25 protein-coding genes are annotated in these 23,429 nt (G+C 42.5%); 11 read left to right on the top strand and 14 right to left on the bottom strand.

The genetic code is table 11. The features are described 5' to 3' along the window. Window positions 1-14: 14 nt before the first annotated feature. From M2125_RS01885 to M2125_RS01865, 5 genes are read left to right on the top strand one after another with little or no spacing between them, the layout of a single operon-like run. Window positions 15-1,508: a glycosyltransferase family 39 protein gene (locus tag M2125_RS01885; protein ID WP_280742398.1), complete on the top strand. Its 1,494-nt coding sequence runs from the start codon at window positions 15-17 to the stop codon at window positions 1,506-1,508. Window positions 1,509-1,556: 48 nt separating this feature from the next. Beyond that, on the top strand, window positions 1,557-2,600 hold the full coding sequence (locus M2125_RS01880; RefSeq protein ID WP_076022966.1) for a lysylphosphatidylglycerol synthase transmembrane domain-containing protein: 1,044 nt from the start codon (window positions 1,557-1,559) through the stop codon (window positions 2,598-2,600). A gap of 18 nt (window positions 2,601-2,618) precedes the next feature. Beyond that, window positions 2,619-3,878 carry a glycosyltransferase family 9 protein gene (locus M2125_RS01875; protein ID WP_280742397.1) on the top strand — a complete coding sequence of 420 codons (1,260 nt, stop codon included), beginning with the start codon at window positions 2,619-2,621 and terminating at the stop codon, window positions 3,876-3,878. A 5-nt stretch (window positions 3,879-3,883) separates the two neighbouring features. Further along, the gene (locus M2125_RS01870; RefSeq protein ID WP_277540008.1) at window positions 3,884-4,672 is read left to right on the top strand and encodes a phosphatase PAP2 family protein; all 789 of its coding nucleotides are present in this window, start codon (window positions 3,884-3,886) and stop codon (window positions 4,670-4,672) included. Continuing rightward, on the top strand, window positions 4,665-5,549 hold the full coding sequence (locus tag M2125_RS01865) for a 23S rRNA (adenine(2030)-N(6))-methyltransferase RlmJ (protein ID WP_280742396.1): 885 nt from the start codon (window positions 4,665-4,667) through the stop codon (window positions 5,547-5,549). Before M2125_RS01870 ends, M2125_RS01865 begins: the two co-directional genes overlap by 8 nt. Before the next feature lie 12 nt (window positions 5,550-5,561). On the opposite strand, the gene M2125_RS01860 is transcribed toward M2125_RS01865, so the two are convergent. From M2125_RS01860 to M2125_RS01825, 8 genes are read right to left on the bottom strand one after another with little or no spacing between them, the layout of a single operon-like run. Next, window positions 5,562-6,506 carry an LD-carboxypeptidase gene (locus tag M2125_RS01860; protein WP_280742395.1) on the bottom strand — a complete coding sequence of 315 codons (945 nt, stop codon included), beginning with the start codon at window positions 6,504-6,506 and terminating at the stop codon, window positions 5,562-5,564. Beyond that, window positions 6,503-6,958, bottom strand: coding sequence for a tRNA adenosine(34) deaminase TadA (tadA, locus tag M2125_RS01855; RefSeq protein WP_076022962.1), 456 nt, complete (start codon window positions 6,956-6,958; stop codon window positions 6,503-6,505). The genes M2125_RS01860 and tadA overlap by 4 nt, the downstream gene beginning before the upstream one ends. A gap of 3 nt (window positions 6,959-6,961) precedes the next feature. Then, window positions 6,962-7,420 carry a 6-carboxytetrahydropterin synthase QueD gene (gene queD, locus M2125_RS01850; protein ID WP_076023160.1) on the bottom strand — a complete coding sequence of 153 codons (459 nt, stop codon included), beginning with the start codon at window positions 7,418-7,420 and terminating at the stop codon, window positions 6,962-6,964. A 35-nt stretch (window positions 7,421-7,455) separates the two neighbouring features. Continuing rightward, window positions 7,456-8,109 (bottom strand): 7-carboxy-7-deazaguanine synthase, encoded by a 654-nt coding sequence (gene queE / locus M2125_RS01845; RefSeq protein WP_076022961.1) that lies wholly within the window; start codon window positions 8,107-8,109, stop codon window positions 7,456-7,458. 48 nt (window positions 8,110-8,157) lie between these two features. Then, entirely contained in the window at window positions 8,158-8,865 is a 708-nt protein-coding gene (locus M2125_RS01840) for a hypothetical protein (protein WP_277540011.1), read from the bottom strand. 5 nt (window positions 8,866-8,870) lie between these two features. Further along, window positions 8,871-9,572 (bottom strand): hypothetical protein, encoded by a 702-nt coding sequence (locus M2125_RS01835; RefSeq protein ID WP_076022959.1) that lies wholly within the window; start codon window positions 9,570-9,572, stop codon window positions 8,871-8,873. Between the two features lie 47 nt (window positions 9,573-9,619). Beyond that, window positions 9,620-11,506, bottom strand: a complete 1,887-nt coding sequence (locus M2125_RS01830) for a B12-binding domain-containing radical SAM protein (protein WP_280742394.1) — start codon at window positions 11,504-11,506, stop codon at window positions 9,620-9,622. Further along, the gene (locus M2125_RS01825; protein WP_076022957.1) at window positions 11,503-12,303 is read right to left on the bottom strand and encodes a ferritin-like domain-containing protein; all 801 of its coding nucleotides are present in this window, start codon (window positions 12,301-12,303) and stop codon (window positions 11,503-11,505) included. The genes M2125_RS01830 and M2125_RS01825 overlap by 4 nt, the downstream gene beginning before the upstream one ends. 267 nt (window positions 12,304-12,570) lie before the next feature. Between M2125_RS01825 and M2125_RS10930 the strand changes: the two genes are divergently transcribed. From M2125_RS10930 to M2125_RS01805, 5 genes are all read left to right on the top strand, one after another. Then, window positions 12,571-12,714, top strand: a complete 144-nt coding sequence (locus M2125_RS10930) for a recombinase family protein (protein WP_425334229.1) — start codon at window positions 12,571-12,573, stop codon at window positions 12,712-12,714. A 41-nt stretch (window positions 12,715-12,755) separates the two neighbouring features. Next, window positions 12,756-13,909, top strand: a protein-coding gene (locus M2125_RS01820; protein WP_143742197.1) for an IS3 family transposase whose coding sequence is annotated in 2 segments (ribosomal slippage) — window positions 12,756-12,996 and window positions 12,996-13,909 — 1,155 coding nt in all. Because the reading frame shifts where the segments join, the coding sequence is not laid out codon by codon here. After that, window positions 13,902-14,387, top strand: coding sequence for a recombinase family protein (locus tag M2125_RS01815; protein WP_280742393.1), 486 nt, complete (start codon window positions 13,902-13,904; stop codon window positions 14,385-14,387). Before M2125_RS01820 ends, M2125_RS01815 begins: the two co-directional genes overlap by 8 nt. Before the next feature lie 483 nt (window positions 14,388-14,870). Next, entirely contained in the window at window positions 14,871-15,962 is a 1,092-nt protein-coding gene (locus tag M2125_RS01810; RefSeq protein WP_280742392.1) for a hypothetical protein, read from the top strand. A gap of 394 nt (window positions 15,963-16,356) precedes the next feature. Then, window positions 16,357-16,560: a hypothetical protein gene (locus M2125_RS01805; protein ID WP_280742391.1), complete on the top strand. Its 204-nt coding sequence runs from the start codon at window positions 16,357-16,359 to the stop codon at window positions 16,558-16,560. 168 nt (window positions 16,561-16,728) lie between these two features. Here M2125_RS01805 and M2125_RS01800 read toward each other — a convergent pair whose 3' ends face one another. The 6 genes from M2125_RS01800 to M2125_RS01775 all read right to left on the bottom strand — a co-directional run bounded on the left by M2125_RS01800 (window position 16,729) and on the right by M2125_RS01775 (window position 22,891). After that, window positions 16,729-16,932, bottom strand: a complete 204-nt coding sequence (locus M2125_RS01800; protein WP_280742390.1) for a hypothetical protein — start codon at window positions 16,930-16,932, stop codon at window positions 16,729-16,731. A gap of 637 nt (window positions 16,933-17,569) precedes the next feature. Next, window positions 17,570-18,886 (bottom strand): tyrosine-type recombinase/integrase, encoded by a 1,317-nt coding sequence (locus tag M2125_RS01795; RefSeq protein WP_280742389.1) that lies wholly within the window; start codon window positions 18,884-18,886, stop codon window positions 17,570-17,572. A gap of 107 nt (window positions 18,887-18,993) precedes the next feature. Then, complete coding sequence (gene guaA, locus M2125_RS01790) at window positions 18,994-20,601, bottom strand: glutamine-hydrolyzing GMP synthase (RefSeq protein WP_076022956.1); 1,608 nt, start codon at window positions 20,599-20,601, stop codon at window positions 18,994-18,996. 25 nt (window positions 20,602-20,626) lie between these two features. After that, complete coding sequence (guaB, locus tag M2125_RS01785) at window positions 20,627-22,090, bottom strand: IMP dehydrogenase (RefSeq protein WP_280742388.1); 1,464 nt, start codon at window positions 22,088-22,090, stop codon at window positions 20,627-20,629. A 26-nt stretch (window positions 22,091-22,116) separates the two neighbouring features. After that, a complete protein-coding gene (locus M2125_RS01780; RefSeq protein ID WP_083657461.1) occupies window positions 22,117-22,467 on the bottom strand; it encodes an RnfH family protein in 351 nt (116 codons plus the stop codon). Next, window positions 22,460-22,891, bottom strand: coding sequence for a type II toxin-antitoxin system RatA family toxin (locus tag M2125_RS01775; RefSeq protein ID WP_280742387.1), 432 nt, complete (start codon window positions 22,889-22,891; stop codon window positions 22,460-22,462). Before M2125_RS01775 ends, M2125_RS01780 begins: the two co-directional genes overlap by 8 nt. A 26-nt stretch (window positions 22,892-22,917) precedes the next feature. Here M2125_RS01775 and smpB point away from each other — a divergent pair, with 26 nt between their 5' ends. Continuing rightward, window positions 22,918-23,370, top strand: coding sequence for an SsrA-binding protein SmpB (smpB, locus tag M2125_RS01770; RefSeq protein ID WP_076022953.1), 453 nt, complete (start codon window positions 22,918-22,920; stop codon window positions 23,368-23,370). Window positions 23,371-23,429 lie beyond the last annotated feature (59 nt).

Here is a 23,429-nt window from a genome sequence, read left to right as displayed (position 1 = left end):
ACCTAAAGACAAAGATGCGACACCACTCACCTTCTACTTGGGCAGCGATTTGCGTCTTCATTGCCGCAGTGGTGCACTTCGCATTAGGCTTCTCCATTGAGTTTTCGGTAGACGAAGCGCATTACGTTCTATATGCCTATCATTTGGCGTGGAGCTATTTTGACCACCCTCCATTAGTAGGCTGGATTCAGTGGCCACTCATTCACCTCACTTCATCTGAAGGTCTGATCCGTATCATTCCGGAGTTGCTCTGGGTTCTATCAAGCTACCTGGTTTACCAAGTCACTTTGGAAATCCACCACTTATTACAACAGCGCAATAGCGACTATTTGACCCAAGCACTCCCATTGCCTCAAACCTGTGGATTGATGGCAGTACTCACCATCATTGCATCGCCTTTGCCACATGTCCTAGCAATTGGCTTATTACCCGATACCATCCTCACCCCCATTAGTCTGGGGCTGATGATGATGGCCTTGCGCTGGCTGCGCAAAGATCGTTTGAATCAAGCGGAATGGGCGTTGCTTGGCATCTTGCTTGGACTAGCAGGTCTGAGCAAATACACCGCCGCTTTTACAGCCCTAGCCCTACTATTTGTTTTTTTAAGCACTCCAAAGAAGCCATGGATTAATAGCAGCGGATTTTGGCTAGCAGCAAGCATTGCATTACTACTCATCTGCCCGGTGCTCTATTGGAATGCGACACATGACTGGATCTCATTTAGATATCAATTAGCCCATGGCGGTGGCAGTGCTTGGGTCTGGCGTAGGGTCGCAGCTTTTATTGGCATCCAAATTGCCTGCTTTGGCCCCGCCCTCACTTTGGGAGCCATGCTCTTTATCAAGCAATATTGCCACAGTAAAAAACTGGTTTTGGGTGCCCTATTTGGCTTCTTTTTGATTCCCTTCATGATCTTTGCGGCCCTTTCTGGCGGTGGCAGCCTGCCTCACTGGACAACACCAGCCTGGTTTTGTTTGGCACCATTTGCAGGCATTGGTCTTGCAAATGCATGGCCAATGCGCCACCGGATCCTCTCGAGAGCCATTCGCGCTCTGCTAGTAATACAGGTACTGCTTTGCCTGCTTGGCTTTGCTTTTGTTCTTGCTGGCGGCATCCCTTCGATCGCCGTTAAATCCAATCCTATTGCTGATCTGTATGGCTGGAAGATCGCAGGAGAAAAGGCCGCACAAATAGCCCAAACCAATCACGTTGAGAGTATTGCCGTCCAAAATTGGACTTTGGCTAGTCGTGCAGCATGGTATGCGAGACCGCTGCCTGTATTTGTTCTAGACCAACGCCAAGATCAATTTGATATTTGGTTTGGACAATTAAGCGCAGGGGCTAGCACCCTCCTCATTAACTGGTCTGGCATGTCATTTAATGCCCCCATTGGTACTAAATCAGGCTTTGAGCAATGCAAAATCATAGATACCCTTGAAATTGTCCGATTTGGACAATTTTTATCTCGGTTTGACTTCAGTCTGTGCTCCAACTGGCAAGGTCAGTAATTCACCAAATTCAAGACCTTAGGAGCGCTAGGCATTATCCTTACGCCTATGAGTTCACAACCCCAAGCCACCCCCACAGCATCAGCAGGGTGGAAGTCCATTCTGAAGCGCGCATGGCCAAGCATTCGGGTGTTGCTTTCCATTGCGCTGTTATGGAAAGCGACTAGCGGAATCGATTGGCAATCCCTCTTGAGCTCTGAAATTCAGATGCAGCCGATCTGGTTTTTGGCAGCCCTTGGATGCATGGCATTGGCATTTATGTTTGGTGGCTACCGCTGGGCCCTTTTTATGCAATCCGTAGGCTTCCCCAAACGCCCGCTGAGCTATATTGGCCTGTATTTTGCTGGCGGCCTGATCAATCAGGGTCTACCTAGTACGCTCGGTGGTGATAGTTATCGCGCCATTGCAGCAACCCACCTCAGCCATGCCGGTGGCTATACCCATATCAAAGAATTAGATTCAGAACTACATCACCCTATTAATCTAGAGCATTCGGCACCAAAATTACGTCTGAGTTTTGCCATGGTTCTAGTCGATCGTCTGGTTGGCTTGGCAGGTAACAATCTCTTAGGCGGCATTGGACTGGTATTCGGCGGCGCTACTTTAGCGGCCTGGGGGCCGAGCTTAGGCTATCTAGTCATTGCCATCATGGTCTTTGCGGCAATCGTCACCGCCCTTGCCTTGGCGTGGGGTAGCACCCAACTCCTTCTTAAAAAATTATTAGAGCGCTTGCAAATGCCTAATGCGATTCTGGGTATTCGCTTTGCTTTTTCATGGCCCAATAATATTGCTCAAGGCATATGCGGTATCGGCATTCACTTCCTCACTATTTTGACTCTCCTTTGCTGCTTAAAAGCCTATGGAGTCAATGCCCCTATTCAAAGCCTCATGATTGGCCTGCCAGCGTTAAGCCTCCTCCTCATGCTGCCCATTAGCATTTCAGGCTGGGGACTTCGTGAAGCAACCCTTTCTTCTGTTCTGGCGCTTTGGGGCGTCAACCCCTCGCTTACCGTATTAGCATCTATTAGTTATGGCGCGATTAGTGTCATCTCTGTTTTGCCAGGGGCCTACTTTTTATTTAAACGAAAATAACTCTTTTAGAGACAAACTATGAGTATTAGCGTCAACACTATGCGTGCCATCGATCACTGGGTCGGTGTGCCACTATGCGCTCTAGTAAGCCCACTGGTAGCTTTAGTCGATCGCATCAAGAGCTTGGTGAGCCCTGATCTTGCTCAACCCAAAAAACTGCTCTTCATAGAACTCTCTGAAATGGGTAGTGCTATTTTGGTTGATCCAGCCATGCGGAATGCACAGGCCAGAGGCGCTGAAATATTTTTCCTGATATTTAAAAGCAATCGTGCGAGCTTAACTTTACTCAACACTGTTAAGCCTGAGAATATATTCACGATTGATTCATCTAGCCTAGGCGGCTTAATTAAAGACACCTTACGCTTTTTAATCTTAGCGCGTCGTCACAAAATTGATACTGCAATTGACTTAGAGCTTTTTTCGCGTTTTACCGCCCTCTTAACGGGCTTGTGTGGTGCGCGTCGTCGTGTGGGATATCACATTTTTCATGGGGAAGGTCTCTGGCGTGGTTTTATGTTGACGCGCAAGGTTCACTACAACCCACATATTCACATCACAAAGAATTTCTTATCCTTAATTCATGCTGCTTTTGCTAAAGAGATCGAGGTACCGTTTAGCAAAATTCACATTCCTGATTCAGAAGTGCGTTTGGAGCAAGCAGTCATTGACCCAATCTCATTAAGAAAAGTGCAAGAGCGAATTGAGAAAAAAGCTAAGGAAGCGAATATTCCATACGCCTTTGGAAAAGACCGCATCATTCTAATTAACCCTAATGCCAGCGATCTCCTTCCACAACGTCGCTGGGCACAACAACGTTTTTCCGAATTAATCCAAGCAATTCATCAGCGCTATCCAAATGATCTGATTTTAATTACCGGCTCTCCAGCAGAGTTTGTATACGTTGAAAAAGTTCGCTCTGTAGCCAATGTGAAGCAAGCAATCAATTTTGCTGGGCAAGTCAGTTTTGCTGAGCTACCTCCCCTTTACACCTTATCAGATGTAATGGTAACTAACGATTCTGGGCCTGGACATTTCTCCGCTGTAACACCTCTTAGAACAGTGGTGTTATTTGGTCCTGAAACACCAGCGCTGTACAGCTCGGTTGGTAATTCAATCGCCATTACTGCCAATCTGGCTTGCTCCCCTTGCGTTAGTGCAGCCAACCACCGCAAGACACCTTGTCATGACAATGTTTGCATGCAAGCCATTACCGTTGAGCAAGTCTTAGAGAAAGTAGCAATCCAGTTACAGGGCGTTGACCAGGCTAAAGCACGTTAATCGCCATGCATGAAAAACCATTCCCTCTATTTGCTTGGTTTTTCCCATACCTACTACTTGCATTGGCTTTTTTGATTTATCAAGCAGATTGGCAAGTAAGTAGCTTTCTATTCATTAATCACTTTACTCAGCTATTGCCTGATCGATTGTGGGCGGGACTCACTTTTCTTGGCAACGGTTGGGGCGCCCTTGCAGTGACCCTGCCACTACTCTTGCTGGCGCCACGTTTATTAAGCGCAGGAATTTTTGGCGGCCTGATCTCAGGGGTAGCCGCTCAAATACTGAAGCCTTTTTTTGATCTTCCCAGACCAGCGGGAGTATTGAATGATGGCTCTTTTTACAGGATAGGTGAACCCCTCTTTAACAATTCACTTCCATCAGGTCACACAATGACTGCATTTGCGATTGCGGGTGCCATCTATTTTGTATGCAATGCACAACATCGTAAATACCTCTCCACTCTTTTTGTGCTTGCTCTATTAATAGGTTTATCGCGCATTGCTGTTGGTGCTCATTGGTTGACCGATGTTCTAGCCGGCATGGGCATTGGTCTTTGGTGTGGCATGCTGGGTGCAAAAGTAGCATGCGCTATACCTGAGTCTTGGTTAATACCCAAGAGTATCTGGGCTCGACTCATCGCAAGCAGTGGCCTCATCACCGCTTACATACTCCTCACACAAACTATTGATATCAAGTTGAATGCCCCACTACAGTATGTATGTGTTGCCTTCATTGCGATTACCCTCTTCTTTTTTATAAAAGCGCAAAACGCAAAGTCAGTCGACCATGTTTAGTTATCGCCATGCCTTCCATGCCGGTAGTCATGCCGATATCTTGAAGCATCTCACCCTCGTTCACCTGGTTCAATATCTTCAAGAAAAGCCGGGCGCCCTAACCATTGTAGATACCCATGCAGGCGCTGGCATCTACAACCTAGAAGATGGGTTTGCTGCTGTCAGCAAAGAGGCGGATAACGGGATTATGCGTCTACAGCGCTTTGCAAATGAATGTGGCAGCGAGGGGAATAAGCTTGCACAAAGCATTAACGACTATCTGGCCTGCATTGATGCAGAAAATACCACCGAGCACACCCGCATCTATCCCGGATCCCCTTTTATTCTGGCACGCTTACTTAGACCTCAGGACCGCTTAAAACTCTTCGAGCTACACCCAAAAGAAATTGATATCTTGCGCCACAATATTGGTGAGTTAAAGCAATCAAAGCAAATTGATATTTATGCGGAAAACGGTTTTGCGCGACTGAAGGGTCTGATGCCACCACCCAGCAGACGCGGGCTTGTTTTAATTGATCCCTCTTATGAGGATAAACAAGATTATCGAAATTTAGAAGTCATGATGGAAGAAGCGCTGCAGCGATTTGCAACGGGATGTTATGCAATCTGGTATCCCATGCTATCTCGTAGAGAGGCAGCGGATTTACCGGGTAGGATGAAAAAAATTGCAGCAGCGCACAACCGATCATGGCTACAAGCAGAACTGAGAGTGGAGAACGCTCCTAGAGAGCGCCGACTTCAGGCGAGCGGCATGTTCATTTTTAATCCACCTTGGACGCTAGAGAAAGACTTGGCAGAAGCGTTACCGATCCTAACAAAGGCTCTAGCTCAAGATACTGGCGCAAATTTTTTACTGAAAAGCTTCGAGGCTAAATAAACTGGGGGGCTGCTACCAGCTTGCTGTCAGAGCAAACCCGAATGATTGATAACTTAATTGAGCCCGAGCACCCACGGGCAAAGTAATTTTGTCTGCCTGATGACCAAATGGTAGCCCGGTAATCATTGGAATAGCCTTGGGCAGACGCTGCCGAATCATTTCAATGGCGGCATTCAAGTTGTAACCACGATCATTCTCATACAAGCGGTATGCTGAAAATCCACCCAACATAATCGCCGCCTGACTAGAGAGAATTCCAGAGTCAAGCAATTGCATCAGCATCCGCTCAATTCGATATGGATGCTCATTGACATCCTCCAGAAATAAAATGCCGCCACTTATTTGCTTGTCACTCGGAAAATAAGGTGTACCAACTAGACCGGCAAGTACCGTTAAATTACCACCCCACAATATGCCCGAGGTAAGTCCTTGTAGGCTTTCTCCAAGAAAATTCTGTGGGTGCTGGGTAGCAATATCTAGCTTGCGATCTTCTATAGCATTTTGAAAATGCTGCCACATAAAAGGACTTGGCTCTATTAAGCCCCCCTGCTCATCAAGGCATCCAAAATCAAAGTTCAGCATCGGGCCCGCCAAACTGATCGCCCCTGTTTTAGCTAACAAAGCTAAATGAAATACCGTGAAATCGCTATGTCCGCACACTTGCGCGCCATTTTGGATGGCTTTGGTAATAGCATCCCATTTGATACCTGGCAATAAGCGCTGTAACCCATATCCTCCGCGGGTTGCCATTGCTAATGAGTCGGGGCTTAGCTGACTCAATTGGTTCAGTTCCGATAAACGCTCGATATCAGTGCCTGCAAAGCGCTGATGAATGCGTTGCGCACAAGCCTCATTTGAAATACTAAATCCTTGTCGTTTTAGCCAGTCAATCCCATTAGCAGGACTACGGCTATCCAAGCAAGCTCCAGACGGGGCAATCAAATGAATAGACTTCAACGTCGCCCCCTAAAAAAATCACGCAATATCTGGCCACATTCTTCAGCCAATATTCCACCTTCGACTTGCGTCTGATGATTAATCTGCTTACTTGCAAAAATATCTAAAACGCTCCCTGCAGCGCCAGTTTTAGGATCAGAGGCACCAAAAACAACCCGATCAATTCTCGCATGGAGCATCGCACCCGAACACATCACGCAAGGCTCCAGGGTAACGTAAAGGGTTGCTCCCGGCAAACGATAATTGGCAACGCCTTGAGCGGCAGTTCGTAAGGCCAGCATTTCTGCATGTGCGCTAGGATCATGATTTCCTATTGGCTGATTAAAGCCTCTTCCAATCACTTGTCCATCGCGCACCAGAATCGCCCCCACTGGCACTTCTCCAGCAAGTGCAGCCAATCTAGCCTGCTCTAGGGCCTCTTGCATAAATTGACGGTCAAGCTGCGCTTGCATGATTTAAGGGTGACTTACATCAGCCCAGCAATTGGGAGTTTCAAATAAACGGATATTCGTTAAGCGCAAAGATCCAGAGAAAGCTTTTTCAAATATAGGCTGCAAAATAGCAAATGCTGCTGCTGCAAGATTCTCAACAGTAGGTACATGCTCCATGATGACTGTCTTGTGATTGGGCATAGTGGCTAAAAAATTAACCAAACCCTGATCTTCTTGCGCCACTAAAAAGGCGTGATCCCATAAATCAACCAAGTATTGATTAGTAAGGCGCTTAATATCGCCAAAATCGAGAACCATCCCATCATCGGCTTTGCCCGGATGATTTGCCACATCACCCGTTAAGGTAACTTCAATTGCATAGCGATGGCCATGCAAATGACGGCATTGGCCATCATGATTTGGTATGCGATGGCCAGAATCAAATTCGAGGCGACGTGTAATTGAAATAGGGGAAGACTTCATAGTTTTATCAACAATCAAAATGGATTCAGGTTTGTTTAGCGAATACCAATAACCTTGTGGGTTTGCACACTCAAACGCCACAAAGGACGTTTCTGACATAACCGCACCGCCAACTGTATATTGTCTTTTAGATTGGGTCCATCCATAGCTTGCAAGAAACGATTGCGATAATCCATCTTCTCAAAGCGCGCCAGTAAAGTCTCTAGTGCATCGTGTCCTGCCTGAGGGATCACCAGCTTAATTTCATCAGCCTGCAAAACAATCAAATCAGCACCCGCCTTAGGGCTGACACAAACCCAATCAATTCCTTTGGGAACCTTGATTGTTCCGTTGGTTTCTATAGCAATACTAAAACCCTTAGCATGCACTGCCTCAATCAGATCTTGATCGATTTGAAGTAGCGGCTCGCCGCCTGTAAAAACAACATACCGCTGTTGAGGGCCAGCTGAGGTAGATTTCCAGGAGAGCTCAATCGCATCAGCTAAAGCTTGCGCAGTCTGAAACTTGCCGCCACCAAAACCATCGCTTCCCACAAAATCAGTGTCACAAAATTGGCAGATCGCAGTTTGGCGATCCTCTTCGCGGCCGCTCCATAAGTTACAACCAGCAAAACGGCAAAATACAGCAGCGCGACCAGCATGTGCGCCTTCGCCTTGAAGGGTGGGAAAGAGTTCTTTTACGGTATACATAGCAGCTTTTAATAGATTCGCTATTTTAAGCGCTTAATGCCAAGTTGCTTACTTCCACGACACCAAGCGCCATTCAAAGTAATCCTCCCATAAGGCGTTGTTCCAGGCCATTCCACCCAAAAGATATCTTCCATATGACCTCCGGATAACCCATCGCCCAACTTCGGGAGAAAACCAAACATCCTCTTGGCGCATGTTGGCCAATCTAAATAAATCATTACTTTGGAATGTTGGCGCTTCATTGTGGTATCTCAAAGTAGTAAATTGACCTGCTGGGACCGAGATTGTTTCCCACTCTATCGCCTGCATACTGAAACCCCAGTAATAGGAGTTATCTGGGAAGCCTAATACTTGATAACGGGTGCGAATGAATGAAGATGGTCCTATAGAGAGCTGCTCTGGCCACAAAGGTAACGGCTTGTTGAATACTTGCGGTGGATTCCAATGGGGATCCTGCACAACATATCCCCAAGGCTCTTGGATTTCATCTGGCAATGGACCAGATTTTTCACTGGCTCTTGCTATGCGAACTTGCTCTCCAATCGATACAACTTTTTCAGTTACCGTATCAACAATAGCTTGGTTAAATACATTTCGCACCTCATACACCCACTCTTGACCAACTTGAGGTGCCCTAAGCAGGGGAAGTGGTTGAGGTTGCGGTAATGGGGCGCCAGCTGGGAAAGGTTGCGATGAAATACAACCCACTAGCAAAAGCTGTGTTACTAGAACGAGGCCACGCCAAAATACACTCACTAAACTTACTTGTAGGCTGTCAGCTCCCAACGATAGCTCCCCTCATTAATTACTTCACCTAGCTGGCCTTGTATTTCATAAGAACCAGAGGCTTCGCGTGCAACCCAGCGACCAATTGTTGGAGCAAACCACATTGTTTCTTTGCGCATGCAATCCACTTTATTGTCATCATCACTTTGATAATGAATTTGAGTTTGGTAACGCAAAGCAACAAATACTCCTGCAGGTACCGTAATTTTTTCCCAACCTTCTGCACTCATGTACTCTTGCCAGCCTAGCTTTGAATCAGAGTAATCTCCGATGGTGTAATGCGTAGTAAATTGCTTGCTCCACTTGCTAGATAACTCTTGCGGCCAAAGGGGTAAAGCGGGGTTGAAGTGAAGCAAACGAGGCCATTGCGGATCAGTCGTCACCATCCCCCATGCACTCTGAATTTCACTGGGTAATTGTGCTCCGTCTGCCAAGCTACGCTCAATCACAATGGCAGATCCAACCTTAGCAACACGCTCAGTAAGCACCCCAAGTGTTTTTCCATTAAAGACGTCGCGCTTGACATAGGTCCATTCTTGACCCACTTGGGGTAATCGAACGGATGGCAAAGGACTCGGCTGGGGAACTGGGGTACCGTTTTCATAGGAAAGTGGCATTCCGCAGGCAACCGGTGCCAGAGCGGCTGAAGTGATAAATGCACGTCTAGATAAGTTCATGAAGTTACCCTGTAATCGAAATCTTAAACAATCATTTCACCAAATTACTACATGCGCAAGGCTTTTACAATTTGCTGGCGCGAGACAGAAGGCTTTGGCACCAAGATATCAAACCAAGCACGAATATCTTCATCAAGACCAATGCCATGCATAAAGTTATAAATTGCCTTTTTCAATCCAAGACCAAGCGCCACATGGTCAACCCCGCTGGGGTCTATGAAGCCAATATCATTCTTAGCAAAACTGACTGGGGGAAGTGGAATTAATTTGATGCCGTACTCTTGGGGATTCAGACCCACAGGTGAATGTACTGTGCAACTGAAGCGATGAAAGAAACCGCTTTGAATGCAGCCATTTGCAAATAATTGACGAACATATTCAAGTGAATCAACCGTCTCTTGAACGGTTTGCGTTGGAAATCCGTACATCAAATAAGCATGTACCAAAATGCCTGCATCCGAAAAACTTTTGGTCACTTGTGCAACTTGATTAACTGAAACCCCTTTTTTCATCAATTTTAATAATCGATCAGAGGCCACTTCCAGCCCACCGGACATGGCTATACACCCACTTTTGGCCAAGAGTTGCGCAAGCTCAGGGGTAAAGGTTTTTTCAAACCGAATATTTCCCCACCAAGAAATCAGGACCTTACGGCGCAACAACTCCTCTGCCAAGGCTTTGAGTATTTTGGGTGGTGCTGCCTCATCCACAAAATGAAAACCGGTTTGCCCAGTCTCAGCAATAATGGCCTCGATACGATCAACCAACAAAGAGGCTGATGCCGTTTCATAGCGGGAGATGTAATCCAAACTCACATCACAAAAACTGCATTTTTTCCAATAACATCCATGCGCTACAGTGAGCTTATTCCACCGGCCATCACTCCAAAGTCGATGCATGGGGTTAAGCATATCCAATAGGGATAAATAGGAGTCTAAGGGCAAACCATCCCAGGTAGCCGTTCCGACATCCTCGAAAGGAATATCTGGTTCGGGCCAGTTTTTATATTCAACCTGATTTTGCTCATTTCGAATAAATGTTCTTACCAAGCGATCGGCACTTCGTTTGCCGGCAAGATGCTCTAACAACGAGAGTAAAGGCCTCTCCCCAGAATCGAGGGTAATGAAATCAACGAAATTAAATATTCTTGGCTCATCTAACTCGCGTAACTCTGTATTAACATAGCCCCCGCCCAAACCTATTTTGATTGTTGGGTAGCTGGCCTTAATCGTTTGAGCGATGCGAAGTGCTGCGTACATTGCACCAGGAAAAGGTACTGAGAGCAATACCAAAGATGGTTGATGTTTATCGAGCGCCTCGATTGTCAAGCGCCGAAGATATTCATCCATTAATGTTGGCTTAGCTGCCAGAGCTTGGGCTAATGGCTCAAAACTTGGCTGACTGCTGGCTAGAGATTCGGCATAACGTACAAACTCGAAGCGATCGTCCACCGCATCGCGCAACACATCTGACAAATCATTTAAATAGAGGGTGGCAAAGTGGCGCGCTCTATCTTGTGAACCCAAAGCGCCGAAAGCCCAAGCTAAAGAATCTCCCGAGTCATCATCAAAAGCATCAATGACTGTAAATCTAGGTCCTTCTGGCAAAAAGTCTCGGCTATTGATTCGGTGACTTAAGGTGCTATCACGACCTTGCAAAAAGGCGATGACTGGCGCGATAGTACTTTGATAATCTTCAAAATAATCTAGGAAAAAATGAACGCTTGCAGAACGCTCTTGCTCAGGCAGGCTTAAGGCTTGCGCTCTTATTTGAGCAAGGCCAGCGGGTGTAAAAAAATCAAGAACTAAGGCAAGTGCCAAATCCTCTTGAACGGCATTGATTTTTCTTGAACGTAAAAAACCAGTGAGATAGGCAGTCGATGGGTACGGCGTATTTAATTGAGTCATCGGAGGAATGAGACTCAGAACCTTCATATCACCCCCAGAATACTTAACTCTTCAGAGGTAAAGCCAGCCTGCTTACGAGCCTCCACATTAAATGGCCCCCTCAGAGTGGGTGCACAATATTTTCTCGCCAAATCTCGATAGGTGGCGATTGGAGATAGGCCAGCCTTGGAACATAAAAAATTAAACCAGCGATTACCAATCAAGACATGGCCTATCTCATCATGAAGAATAATCTCTAGTATTTCTACTGCCCTGCTTTCTTTAACTTGCTTGAAGCGATCACGAATCCCTGGAACCGCATCTAAGCCTCGGGCCTCCATAGTTCTTGGAACCAAGGCCATTCTGGCAATCACTGCATCTGATGTTCTCTCAACCATTTCCCACAAACTATTGTGCGCTGGAAAATCGCCGTAGCAGTAACCTAAAGACTGCATATGCTCGTTCACTAAGCTGAAATGATATGACTCCTCTTTGGCTACTTTCAACCAATCCTCGTAATACGCTTGAGGCATATCAGAGAATCGCCAAATCGCATCTAAGGCCAGATTCATAGCATTAAATTCAATGTGAGCAAGTGAGTGCAATAGGATAGCCCTTCCTTCAAGGGTATCCATTCTTCTTTTTGGCACCTCCAAGGGCGGAACCAATTCAGGTTTGGAAGGGCGTCCCGGCAGATTCAGACTTCGATCCTCAAGCGTGCGAGAGATTACCAAGCCAACGCGCCCAAGCTGATACTCATCAAATAAATGATGCAGCTGCTTTACCTTTGATTGCGCGTCAGTGCTTGCCAGTATTGCGAGGGCGGTTTCTCGTAACTCAAGCATGGTTCATCACAAGCTTAAGTTGCTTATTCCCACTCAATGATAGTTAAGTTACAAGTATCTGTTTTCATTGAGTATTTTTTCACTTTGTAGGGAGTTTGTAACTTTTAATAGTAGATTTATCACTCAAAACACTTGTAATTCATTGAATACATTGAGTTTACTAGAAACAACTGTATTTCAATGACATTTTTAACAGTAGTAATTGAGTTTAATCACTAAAAAGTAAGAACTTTGAATAAGTGTTGAATCTTAAATTTGGAGTTAAAAATGAAAAGATGTGTTCTATACAGTCGTGTATCTACTGAAAAACAACAATGTTTGAATCAAGTGTTGGAAATGATTGAATACACGAAAAGAAGTGATTTAGAGATAGTTAAAACTTATCAAGATGAATCGCTACCACTTCTATAGACACTTTCTAGCCTAATATTTAGTCTATTAGGAGGTGTGTAATGAGTACAAGAAGACGGTTTACTGAAGAGTTCAAGTTAGAGGCAGTCAAGCAAGTCGTTGAGCGAGGATTTGGGGTTCGAGATGTGGCTGCTAGGCTGGGCACCTCACCCCATAGTCTGTATGCCTGGATTAATAAATATGGTATTCCAGCCGAGCAGCGCTTAGTTCAAGATGATCAATTAGCTAAGCTTAAAAGACTGGAGGCGGAGCTGCGGCGGGTTACCGAAGAGCGCGACATCCTAAAAAAGGCCGCCGCGTACTTTGCCAAGGAGTCCGGTTAAAGTACGCCTTCATCAAAAAGCACCAGCATGAGCATGCCATCCGCACGATGTGCAAGGTTTTGCGAGTCCACCACAGTGGCTATTACGCTTGGCTTAAAGAGCCGCTCTCGTCTCGAGCGTATGAGAACCAGATGATCGTAGGTCAAATTAAGCAAGCGTGGCTGGCAAGCGGCACCATCTATGGTTATCGCAAGATCCATGATGACCTGCAAGATCTGGGGATTGCTTGTGGAGAGCAACGGGTGTATCGCTTGATGAAGGCGCAAGGCCTACGTTCCCAAACAGGCTACAAGCGTAAACCACGGCACCATACTGGTAAGCCTCATGTGGCAGCCCCCAATCACTTGGGTCAGCAGTTTGATGTTTTAGAACCTAATGAGACCTGGGTAACGGACATTACTTATATCCGCACGCATGAGGGTTGGCTGTACTTGGCGGTGGTCTTGGATTTATTCTCCCGCCAGATTGTAGGCTGGTCGATGCAAGGTCAAATGGATAAGGAGTTGGTGGTCAGCGCCTTGCTGATGGCTTTATGGAAACGAAAACCCAAGCAGACAGTGATGATCCACTCGGATCAAGGCAGTCAATTTTCTAGTTACGAGTGGCAAGCGTTCTTAAAAGAACATAACCTCAAACAAAGCATGAGTCGGCGCGGAAACTGCCATGACAATGCCGTAGTGGAGAGCTTTTTCCAACTACTCAAGCGGGAGCGGATTAAACGTAAAACCTATGCCAGCAGAGCAAAAGCAAGAGAAGATATTTTTGATTACATCGAAATGTTTTACAACCCGGTTAGACGCCATAGTTACAACAATGGACTTTCTCCGGTAAGATTTGAAGAGCAGTACCAAGCGAGGTTGGGAAGTGTCTAAGATATTGGTAGCGATTCAAGATGATTCAACATCAAGTAGAAAAGAAATTAGTCAAAGAACTCAACTATCTCAAATGTTATCAGACGCAAGTAGAAAGTTATTTGATGTATTGATAGTTTCATCAATTGATAGAATTGCTCGAAATACAAAAGAATGTATTGAAATCGTGAATCAATTAAATGAATTAAATATAGACATCATTTTTTTAAGAGAAGGTGTAGATACAAGAACTAGTATTGGAAGAATGATATTTCATGTATTCAGTTCTCTTGGAGAATACGAAAGAGAAATGATTCGTTCAAGAATCATGAGTGGGTTGAATCGGGCGAGAGAACAAGGGAAGAAGTTGGGAAGAAAAACAAAAATTAATGAAAGTTTAATAACTGCGGTAAAGTTACTAAGAGATAAGGGAATGGGGATTAAAGATATTTCAAAAGAATTAAAGATTGGTGTCGGAACTGTATATAAAATTTTATGAGGATAATATGAATGAAAATATAATAGGAATTTTTGTTACCTTACTTGGTGGTATTACATATTTACTATGGAACATAGAGTCATCACTGAGTTTCATAAAAAACAATTCAAGTTCAGATAACTCATACAAACTTGAACTAGAATTACAAGATATCAAATACTCTCTAAAAAGAATTGAGAGTCAATTGTCATCAATTGAAAATTATTCATCACTTAATAAAATTATCAATAAACTAGAACAAATCGACACGACAATACAAAAAATCTAAATGATAGATATCAATAGTTCACAAATCATTAGTTTTCTGAAGATGTTCAAAATGTCAAAAAAACATCAAATTTGATACTTTGGAAGGTGTTAAATTTTGGATGATTTCTGAACATACTAAAAAAGTTTATTTCCACTCAAACTGAAAACTTTAATAATTTACTTTTTGATGGAAAACACTACTCATGTTTGTGTAACAAAGTGTATAAATAAAACATGAACTCAACAATAAACAAAGAATTCCGTAAGAAAATGAAAAAGAACAGTCAAGTGACTGTTGAAGGAATTCGTAAGGAATTAATGAGTTCTAGATTCATCATTCAATCTCATAACAAAGAAAAATTAAGGAAATCACTCTCTCTAACGAATGATTTATATTTACTAGATAAAACTCTACTAAATCCACAGATTCATAAGATTCATTCAAAGTCGTTATATGAACGATTCATTAAACACAAAGAAACGAAGTCTAAGAAGATTTATAAGTTTTTGACACTACTTCATTCGGTAGAGATATTGAATGAACAGAGAATCTTGGATTCTATTGAAGAAATGAGATATCAGATTCATAAAGTCGTATCGGAATCTAAGTCTATTTGGTGTTTAGGAAGTATTGAAGTAGAAGTTGTTTCTCTAGGAATGATGAGAAAAATTAGAGAAGAAGATAAATTTAGTGATTCTGAACACAGAAAACTAGATGTATTAGAAAAACTTTCAAAAAGATTGAGAAAAAAGAAAGAAAGAGAATCTGAATCACTCGTTCTGATTCACTTCCATGGAATCGTTACTTCAAGTAGTGATTACAACTTAGAAAGATTTAACTATCTTTTAAGATTGAATCCAACTTGGAACAAGATTCCAAGACAAATTGAATTGAAGAACTTATCTACATCTTTTCAAGGAAGTTCTAAATCTCTTAATGAAAACTTAAAACATATCTCTACATACATAACAAAAGGTGGAAATGATTGGTATGGAAACAAATCATATCTAAGATACAAAATTGGATTTGATAACGAATCTTATGATTCAGAAGATTCTTGGATTAAGAAGAACTGGAGAAGAAATGAGATTCTCAAGAAAGAACAGAGAGAAGAAGGAATTGAAGATGTTCTCTCGTTAAATCGTTTTGAAATTTCACTACTTACAAATGTAATTCATAAATTGATGTGTCAAAGAAGAGATAAAAAAGGTTATCTAATCCACTCAAAAAGTGGAAAGTATTCAAAAGACATTTATCAGAATTACATAAAATCCCAACAAAAATCCAACAAATTACCCACCACTTTGAGTGATTTTTTGAACTAAATTTCACCTACCAAAATCTGTCGTTTTTCTAAGAACTACCCTAGAAGTCAATATCTATATGACTTTTACTGTGTAGTAGTGAGTTTTACTGTATTTCTAGTGTTTTGATGTGACATAAATATATGTATCAGAACACAATAAAAAGAGAGAAATACAGATGAATTTATCAATGAATGAAAACTTAGAAAAAGACATTCATATTCGTGTGTCAAATGACTTACTAGAACACATTGAAACCATCTCCAAGACTTACAAAATGAACAAATCTACATTCACTAGACGAGTTCTCACAAAGTTTGTCACAGAGTTCCTCGAGAGTCACAAGTAGTCGTAACCGTAGTCGTTACTAACAGTCTTAGTTAGTAATTTTGATTGATTAAAAAGAAAGATAAAAATGAAAAAAACAACTATAAAAACATTTAAACGATTTATTAAGGAAGAACAAGAGAAGTGGTATTCGTTAGACTTATTTTCGGATATGAGTAAAGAAGATGTTGTTTATTACATGAATGAATTAGTTCCACTTACACTTAAAATGTTAAAGAATTCAGATGTGATGATTTCTGTTGAACCTGTTCTTGATAGTAATGAACTATGAACTCAAGAGAATTGGAACTTTTAGAGAAAAAATCTCTTTACTGTTTAAGAGTTTGTGATGATTTAAAGGAATCAGTCGTTCAAAGTTACTTAAATGACTTGAACAAATTTGTTAAATTCAATACAAAGAAGAAACTATTGTTAGTTGTATTGGAAGATAAGAGTTAAATTACAAATCAGTCAAATAAAACCTATTTGGTAACCTATCTTCAATTGAGTAGTTTGTAATTAAATCAATGATGCTTTTTCTTATTTCAATGTGATACATATGTGTTTTAAATCTCAATTTAGTTATTTTTTCTTCATCTGTATTATTTGAATCTTCAAGTTTTTCTAACTGATTTTCATGTTTAATAAATTTATACATACTCATCAGATGAATATTTGAACTTAGAAACAACATCATCAATCCATTTATGACATTCTTCAATACAGTTACTTAATTCATCGTTATTCATTTAATTTTCCCTCAATATAGTTTTTTTAAGATATCAACATAATTATGAATGTCGGTAAAAGACATATAAGAAAAATTCCACCGACAATAAACTGTATTTTTCCAGACAGAGATGATGTTTTGAATTCTTCACGAACTTTACTTATGAAGTAATAGAAAACATATACGATAAATAATAGAAAAATAATCTTCAATAAGAAGTTGAATAAATTTGATAAATCAAAATTAATAATTGATTCAAAGATAGATTTGAGTGTCATTTAATTCATTTCATATCGTAAGAAGTCTATTTGTTATTTAAAGAACCTAATTTTGAATTTATTTCATACAACAATTCATTTGACTTTAGTTGAAGTTTTTGTAGATCTACTAACTGTTTAATAATGTTGTGTATGTAATAAACAGTAACGAATGAAAATATTGGAAAAATTACATAACTGAATTCCATCGAATCCTCCAAAAAGATAACTCCATTACAGAATTTCTAGATAGTTTGAGTATGTGTATCTCTAACAATTCCGAACTATTTTAGAACTTGTTCTAGTAATAATAACTACTCTTTGAAGTCATCATCAAGAATGATTTCGTTATTTTTATCAAATTTCAAGTTATACGAGAGAATTTGTTTAGAAATCTGTTCATCTTTGACATTGTCATAGTGTTTATAGATTTGATTCGGTGAAGTTCCACTAAATCTTGATATCTTGAAAACATCAACTTTTCCAACTAAAAGATGTAGTGAAATCCAAAAATGTCTAATTCCATAGAGTGTTTTTTTAGTATCAAAATCTACATATTTAAGTTTTACATCTTTTACTAACTTATTAAAGTAATCGTATAAGAGTTCTTTTGTAATGACATCATTTCTTCTGAAATGTGAAAATACATAATCATCGTTATCAGTAAATTTTGAGTATGTTTTCCTTCTAATAAATACATCACCTCTTCTACCAGTTACAGTTCTTGATTCACGAACTTTAGTTGTTTCGTAATGAATTGTTATTGTTGAAGTTTCATCTTGATGAACTTTTACATCTTTCCATTTGAGAAGTCTTAATTCACCAGTTCTAAATCCATAATTTCCCATTAGAACAATGAAATCACGAATAGTCTTTCTGTAATAAATTTCTTCATCTCTTAATAGATGTTCTTTAGACACTTTTGAATACCATCTCTTTGATACATCTACGAGTTGTCTATATTCTTCAATCGTATAACCGATTCGTCTAACTTCATTCTTACGAACTTTAATTGTTCCAAAATCTGGAACATATCCAGACTGTATTAAACCTTCATTCACACACCACTTATACATCTGTTTAATTGTGATTGATTCATTCACAACAACTGTCATAGTGATATCTTTTTTCTTTGATTGTCTATGTGATCGATATCCCTGAAAGAACTTCTTATCAATATTTTGTATCTTTGTATTCTTACCAACAAACTCAAGATAGTGTTTAGTAAATGTCTTAATATTTGTTTGTCTACCGACACTAATTTGTTTTTCATCTACCAATGTCTGAACATACTTTAAGTATCTTTCTCTCATCTCATTCCCAGTTAATGAGAATAGTTTTTCACCATTTAGTATTTTTGCTTGATAGAAAATAAATTCTTTCTGAGCAATTGATAGAGCAAGTTGTTTATCCCTTGTCTTTAGTGACTTACGAATGTATCTCTTCTCTTCTTGAACATACATTCTCATTTGATAAACATCACCACTATGAGTAGTTTTGAAGATACGAACATGTCCATCGAAGATGTCTGTAATGTCAGACATACGAGAAACTTTTTCAGAAGTTTTTAAATTCTTCTTTTTCTTGTTACTACTATTGATATCAATCGTTCGTAGAGTATGTAACATCATTCATAGAGTAAATTCGTAACTCTATGAGTTTACATAAGAAATTGATTTTATTGTAAAAACTTTGTAAAAATAAATTGCTTATAAATCAATAACTTATGATATAATTATCATTCCCACTCTATTGTGGCCGGCGGTTTTCCGCTAATGTCGTATACCACTCGGTTAATGCCGCGCACCTCATTGATGATGCGATTGGATACTTTACCCAGTAATTCATGTGGTAGATGAGCCCAATGCGCAGTCATAAAGTCTTGAGTTTGCACAGCACGCAGAGCCACTACATACTCATAAGTGCGTCCATCGCCCATCACACCAACTGATTTAACTGGCAAAAAGACAGCAAAAGCTTGGCTCGTTAAGTCATACCAAGACTTGCCACTAATTTCATCAAAGTTACTACGCAGCTCATCAATAAAGATAGCATCAGCTCGTTGCAACAAACTAGCAAACTCAGCCTTCACTTCACCCAGAATACGAACACCAAGGCCTGGACCTGGGAATGGATGACGATAAACCATTTCTCGTGGCAGCCCTAAGGCAACACCTAACTCACGCACCTCATCTTTAAAGAGTTCGCGCAATGGTTCAAGTAACTTCAGATGCATATCTTCGGGGAGGCCGCCGACATTATGATGACTCTTAATGGTGTGCGCACCCTTCTTCCCTTTGCCGGCCGATTCAATAACATCAGGGTAAATGGTGCCTTGAGCCAACCATTTAGCGTTCTGAATTTTTCCAGATTCTGCTTGGAAAATCTCCACAAATTCTTTGCCAATGATTTTGCGCTTGGCCTCTGGATCCGCCACACCAGCTAATTGGGACATAAAAGTATTGGCAGCATCTACCCGGATCACTTTGACACCCAAATTGCGTGCAAACATTTCCATCACCATATCGCCTTCATTCAGGCGAAGCAAACCATGATCGACAAACACACAGGTCAGCTGGTCACCGATTGCCCGATGGATCAGTGCTGCTGCAACACTAGAATCAACGCCACCAGAAAGCCCAAGAATGACTTCGTCATCACCAACTTGCTGACGAATATGTTCGACCGCTTCAGCAATGTAATCGCCCATCACCCAATCGGCCTTGCATTCACAAATCTGATGAACAAAACGCTCAAGGATGGCTGTGCCTTGTATGGTGTGCGTTACTTCTGGATGAAATTGAAAAGCATAAAAGCGGCGGTCTTCGTCAGCCATACCAGCGATGGGACATGACTCCGTAGAGGCCATTAATTTAAATGCGGGCGGCAGTGTGGTGACTGAATCACCATGACTCATCCATACTTTCAGAATACCGTGACCTTCACTAGTCGCGAAATCTTCAATTCCTTTGAGCAACTCGGTGTGTCCATGCGCACGCACTTCAGAGTAACCAAACTCACGGGCTTTACCGAGTGACTCCGCCGAAGCAACTGCGCCACCCAACTGAGTTGCCATGGTTTGCATGCCATAGCAAATCCCCAAAACGGGAACACCTAATTCAAACACTATTTGGGGTGCACGTGGGCTGCCATCCTCAGTCACTGAGCTTGGGCCTCCTGACAAAATGATTCCCTTACAACCTTGCTCCCCTACAAAGCGACGAATGAACTCAGGGTCACAATCGTATGGGTGAATCTCTGAATACACTTTTGCATCGCGTACGCGTCTCGCAATTAACTGGGTTACTTGTGATCCAAAGTCGAGAATAAGTATTTTGTCGTGCACGAAAGAAACAGCCTTAATTTAAGTCTTAATCAATATGGTAATTTGGCGCTTCTTTAGTGATCTTCACATCATGGACATGCGACTCGCGCACACCAGCAGAAGTGATTTCCACAAAATTGGCTTTTTCATGCAATTCGTCAATTGTTCTGCATCCTAAATAACCCATTGATGAGCGAATGCCGCCAGTCAATTGATGCAAGATTGCAAGCACGCTGCCTTTATAAGGCACTTGACCTTCAATACCTTCAGGAACCAGTTTTTCAGCATTAGCAACAATATCGCTTTGGAAGTAGCGATCTGCAGAACCATCGGCCATCGCGCCCAATGAACCCATACCACGATAGCTCTTGTATGAACGCCCTTGATACAAAAATACCTCACCAGGCGCTTCTTCTGTACCAGCAAACATGCCACCCATCATGACAGAGCTTGCGCCAGCTGCCAATGCTTTAGCCACGTCACCAGAGTAACGAACGCCGCCATCAGCGATCAAAGGAATCCCTGTACCCCTTAGGGCTGCCGCCACATTCACAATGGCGCTAATTTGAGGAACTCCAACACCAGCTACGATACGAGTAGTGCAAATAGATCCCGGGCCAATACCTACTTTGACCCCATCAGCGCCATGATCAGCTAATGCTTTTGCAGCATCGCCAGTGGCAATATTTCCACCAATTACCTGAACTTGTGGGTAATTCTTTTTCACCCACTTCACGCGATCCAATACGCCTTGGCTGTGACCATGCGCAGTATCAACCACGATGACATCCACACCTGCACGAACCAGGAGCTCAATACGCTCATCATTGTCAGGGCCTACGCCAACTGCCGCTCCAACGCGTAACTTTCCTTCGCTATCTTTACAGGCATTTGGGTGCTCAGTCGCCTTCAAAATATCTTTAACTGTAATCAAGCCACGCAGCTCGAACTTGTCGTTGACAACCAATACGCGCTCTAAGCGATGCTGACTCATGAGGCGCTTGGCTTCATCAAGGGAGCAACCTTCTTTTACAGTAATCAAGCGCTCACGGGGTGTCATTTTAGTTTTGACGGGAGTATCAAGATCTTCTTCAAAGCGCAAATCTCGGTTGGTAATGATTCCGACAACTTCTTTACCAATCAACACTGGAAATCCCGAGAATCCATGTTCGCGCGACAATTGAATAACCTGACGCAGTGTGACATCTGGCCCTATGGTGATCGGATCACGCAGAACACCAGATTCATAACGCTTTACTTTAGCTACTTCACGAGCTTGCTCTGTTGGCGTTAAATTTTTATGAATAATCCCAATACCGCCCTCGCTGGCCATAGCAATCGCTAAGCGACCCTCGGTCACAGTATCCATAGCAGCTGAAACCAATGGTGTATTGAGTGAAATGTCTCGAGTTAACTTACTTGCCAAACTGGCATCTCGAGGAAGTACCGATGAATAAGCCGGTACGAGGAGCACATCGTCAAAAGTGAGTGCTTTTTGAATGAGTCGCATGCAAAACCCCTAGTCGCAAAAACAGATTATAGCCTCCTAGCCTTCCTTCTAGCTGCGGCAGCTTGAAATTTGGCATCCTGATTCTGATTGGCCTTCTTTCGACGAACCGCCTTAGGATCAATCAACAGTGGGGCGTACAGCTCCAAGCGATCCCCGGAATACAGTGGGCTATCCCAATCCTTGCGCTTCCCAAAGACACCAAAACTACCTTTTCGCTCTAAAACAGGGTCCTCTGGGCCACTGGCAATCCCCGCTTTACACAGTGCCAAGCCAACCGTGGCAAGCTCTCCTGGGCGCAACTCAAGCCTGAAAGGCCTCAAGATGGGCTGTCGCCCCCTCGCATCGCACAGCAAAATCTCGAGAGCGCTCTCACTCATAGAGTGTTTCAGCCCGCCTTACAAAGCAGTCCACAAACGTACCCGCTATGTGGCTAAAAACTGGGCCGATGATCTTGTCCAGAATGACACTCTTGAACTCCCAGTGCAGCTTGAATTCAACCTTACAGGCATCCTCGCCCAATGGAATGAAATTCCATTGCCCTGAAAATTGCTTAAATGGGCCATCTACAAAAACCATATCAATGGTTTCTGGACGATGATTGACATTGCGGGTATGGAAAAACTGAGAAATACCCTTAAATTGGATATTGATTTTGGCATCTAACACCGTCTCGGTTTGCTCAAAAATCTCTACTCCTCCACACCAAGGCAAGAACTCTGGATAACGCGCAACATCAGTTACTAGGCCGTACATCCGGTCAGCGGATTGGCCAATTAAAACGGTCTTATAGACGTCTGCCATAATCGATCTTGAGAAGCTAAATAAATATGAGTATCGTCGATAACAAAAAAGCCTTCTTCGATTATTTTATCGAGGAACGCTTTGAAGCAGGGCTGGTTCTGGAAGGCTGGGAGGTTAAGGCAATCCGGGCTGGTCGCGTGCACATTAAAGAAGCGTATGTCGTCATTCGCCAGGCGGAGCTATTCCTCATAGGTTGCCACATCACCCCCCTGCTATCTGCTTCCACCCATATTGTTCCGGATAGCACACGCACCCGAAAACTACTTTTGAATGCGATTGAGATCCGAAAGTTGATTGGCAAAGTGGAACAAAAGGGCTACACCCTAGTCCCCTTAAACCTACATTTCTCCAAGGGGAATGTGAAGTGCGAAATTGGCTTGGCTCGAGGCAAAAAGCAACATGACAAACGTGCAGCCACTAAAGAGCGTGAGTGGGAGGTGCAAAAAGGTCGTATTGCCAGAGGTGACTTAAACGCCTAAACTGGGCTAAACACCCACTAGGGAAGCTTAAGTAGGCATTTATGCACTAATTTAGTGCA

This window comes from Polynucleobacter sphagniphilus (assembly GCF_029892205.1).
GTDB classification, from domain to species: domain Bacteria; phylum Pseudomonadota; class Gammaproteobacteria; order Burkholderiales; family Burkholderiaceae; genus Polynucleobacter; species Polynucleobacter sphagniphilus.
This window is presented reverse-complemented; position numbering and strand designations above follow the sequence as displayed.

What these genes read in the sequence shown, in the direction of transcription:
- M2125_RS01775 (WP_280742387.1), bottom strand. Translation starts at nt 22,891, where the DNA reads ATGGCAGACGTCTATAAGACCGTTTTAATTGGCCAATCCGCTGACCGG.
- M2125_RS01835 (WP_076022959.1), bottom strand. Translation starts at nt 9,572, where the DNA reads ATGAACTTATCTAGACGTGCATTTATCACTTCAGCCGCTCTGGCACCG.
- M2125_RS01830 (WP_280742394.1), bottom strand. Translation starts at nt 11,506, where the DNA reads ATGAAGGTTCTGAGTCTCATTCCTCCGATGACTCAATTAAATACGCCG.
- tadA (WP_076022962.1), bottom strand. Translation starts at nt 6,958, where the DNA reads ATGCAAGCGCAGCTTGACCGTCAATTTATGCAAGAGGCCCTAGAGCAG.
- M2125_RS01810 (WP_280742392.1), top strand. Translation starts at nt 14,871, where the DNA reads ATGAACTCAACAATAAACAAAGAATTCCGTAAGAAAATGAAAAAGAAC.
- M2125_RS01880 (WP_076022966.1), top strand. Translation starts at nt 1,557, where the DNA reads ATGAGTTCACAACCCCAAGCCACCCCCACAGCATCAGCAGGGTGGAAG.
- M2125_RS01825 (WP_076022957.1), bottom strand. Translation starts at nt 12,303, where the DNA reads ATGCTTGAGTTACGAGAAACCGCCCTCGCAATACTGGCAAGCACTGAC.
- M2125_RS10930 (WP_425334229.1), top strand. Translation starts at nt 12,571, where the DNA reads ATGAAAAGATGTGTTCTATACAGTCGTGTATCTACTGAAAAACAACAA.
- M2125_RS01805 (WP_280742391.1), top strand. Translation starts at nt 16,357, where the DNA reads ATGAAAAAAACAACTATAAAAACATTTAAACGATTTATTAAGGAAGAA.
- queD (WP_076023160.1), bottom strand. Translation starts at nt 7,420, where the DNA reads ATGAAGTCTTCCCCTATTTCAATTACACGTCGCCTCGAATTTGATTCT.
- M2125_RS01865 (WP_280742396.1), top strand. Translation starts at nt 4,665, where the DNA reads ATGTTTAGTTATCGCCATGCCTTCCATGCCGGTAGTCATGCCGATATC.
- M2125_RS01885 (WP_280742398.1), top strand. Translation starts at nt 15, where the DNA reads ATGCGACACCACTCACCTTCTACTTGGGCAGCGATTTGCGTCTTCATT.
- queE (WP_076022961.1), bottom strand. Translation starts at nt 8,109, where the DNA reads ATGTATACCGTAAAAGAACTCTTTCCCACCCTTCAAGGCGAAGGCGCA.
- M2125_RS01780 (WP_083657461.1), bottom strand. Translation starts at nt 22,467, where the DNA reads ATGAGTGAGAGCGCTCTCGAGATTTTGCTGTGCGATGCGAGGGGGCGA.
- M2125_RS01795 (WP_280742389.1), bottom strand. Translation starts at nt 18,886, where the DNA reads ATGATGTTACATACTCTACGAACGATTGATATCAATAGTAGTAACAAG.
- M2125_RS01800 (WP_280742390.1), bottom strand. Translation starts at nt 16,932, where the DNA reads ATGAGTATGTATAAATTTATTAAACATGAAAATCAGTTAGAAAAACTT.
- M2125_RS01875 (WP_280742397.1), top strand. Translation starts at nt 2,619, where the DNA reads ATGAGTATTAGCGTCAACACTATGCGTGCCATCGATCACTGGGTCGGT.
- smpB (WP_076022953.1), top strand. Translation starts at nt 22,918, where the DNA reads ATGAGTATCGTCGATAACAAAAAAGCCTTCTTCGATTATTTTATCGAG.
- M2125_RS01870 (WP_277540008.1), top strand. Translation starts at nt 3,884, where the DNA reads ATGCATGAAAAACCATTCCCTCTATTTGCTTGGTTTTTCCCATACCTA.
- guaB (WP_280742388.1), bottom strand. Translation starts at nt 22,090, where the DNA reads ATGCGACTCATTCAAAAAGCACTCACTTTTGACGATGTGCTCCTCGTA.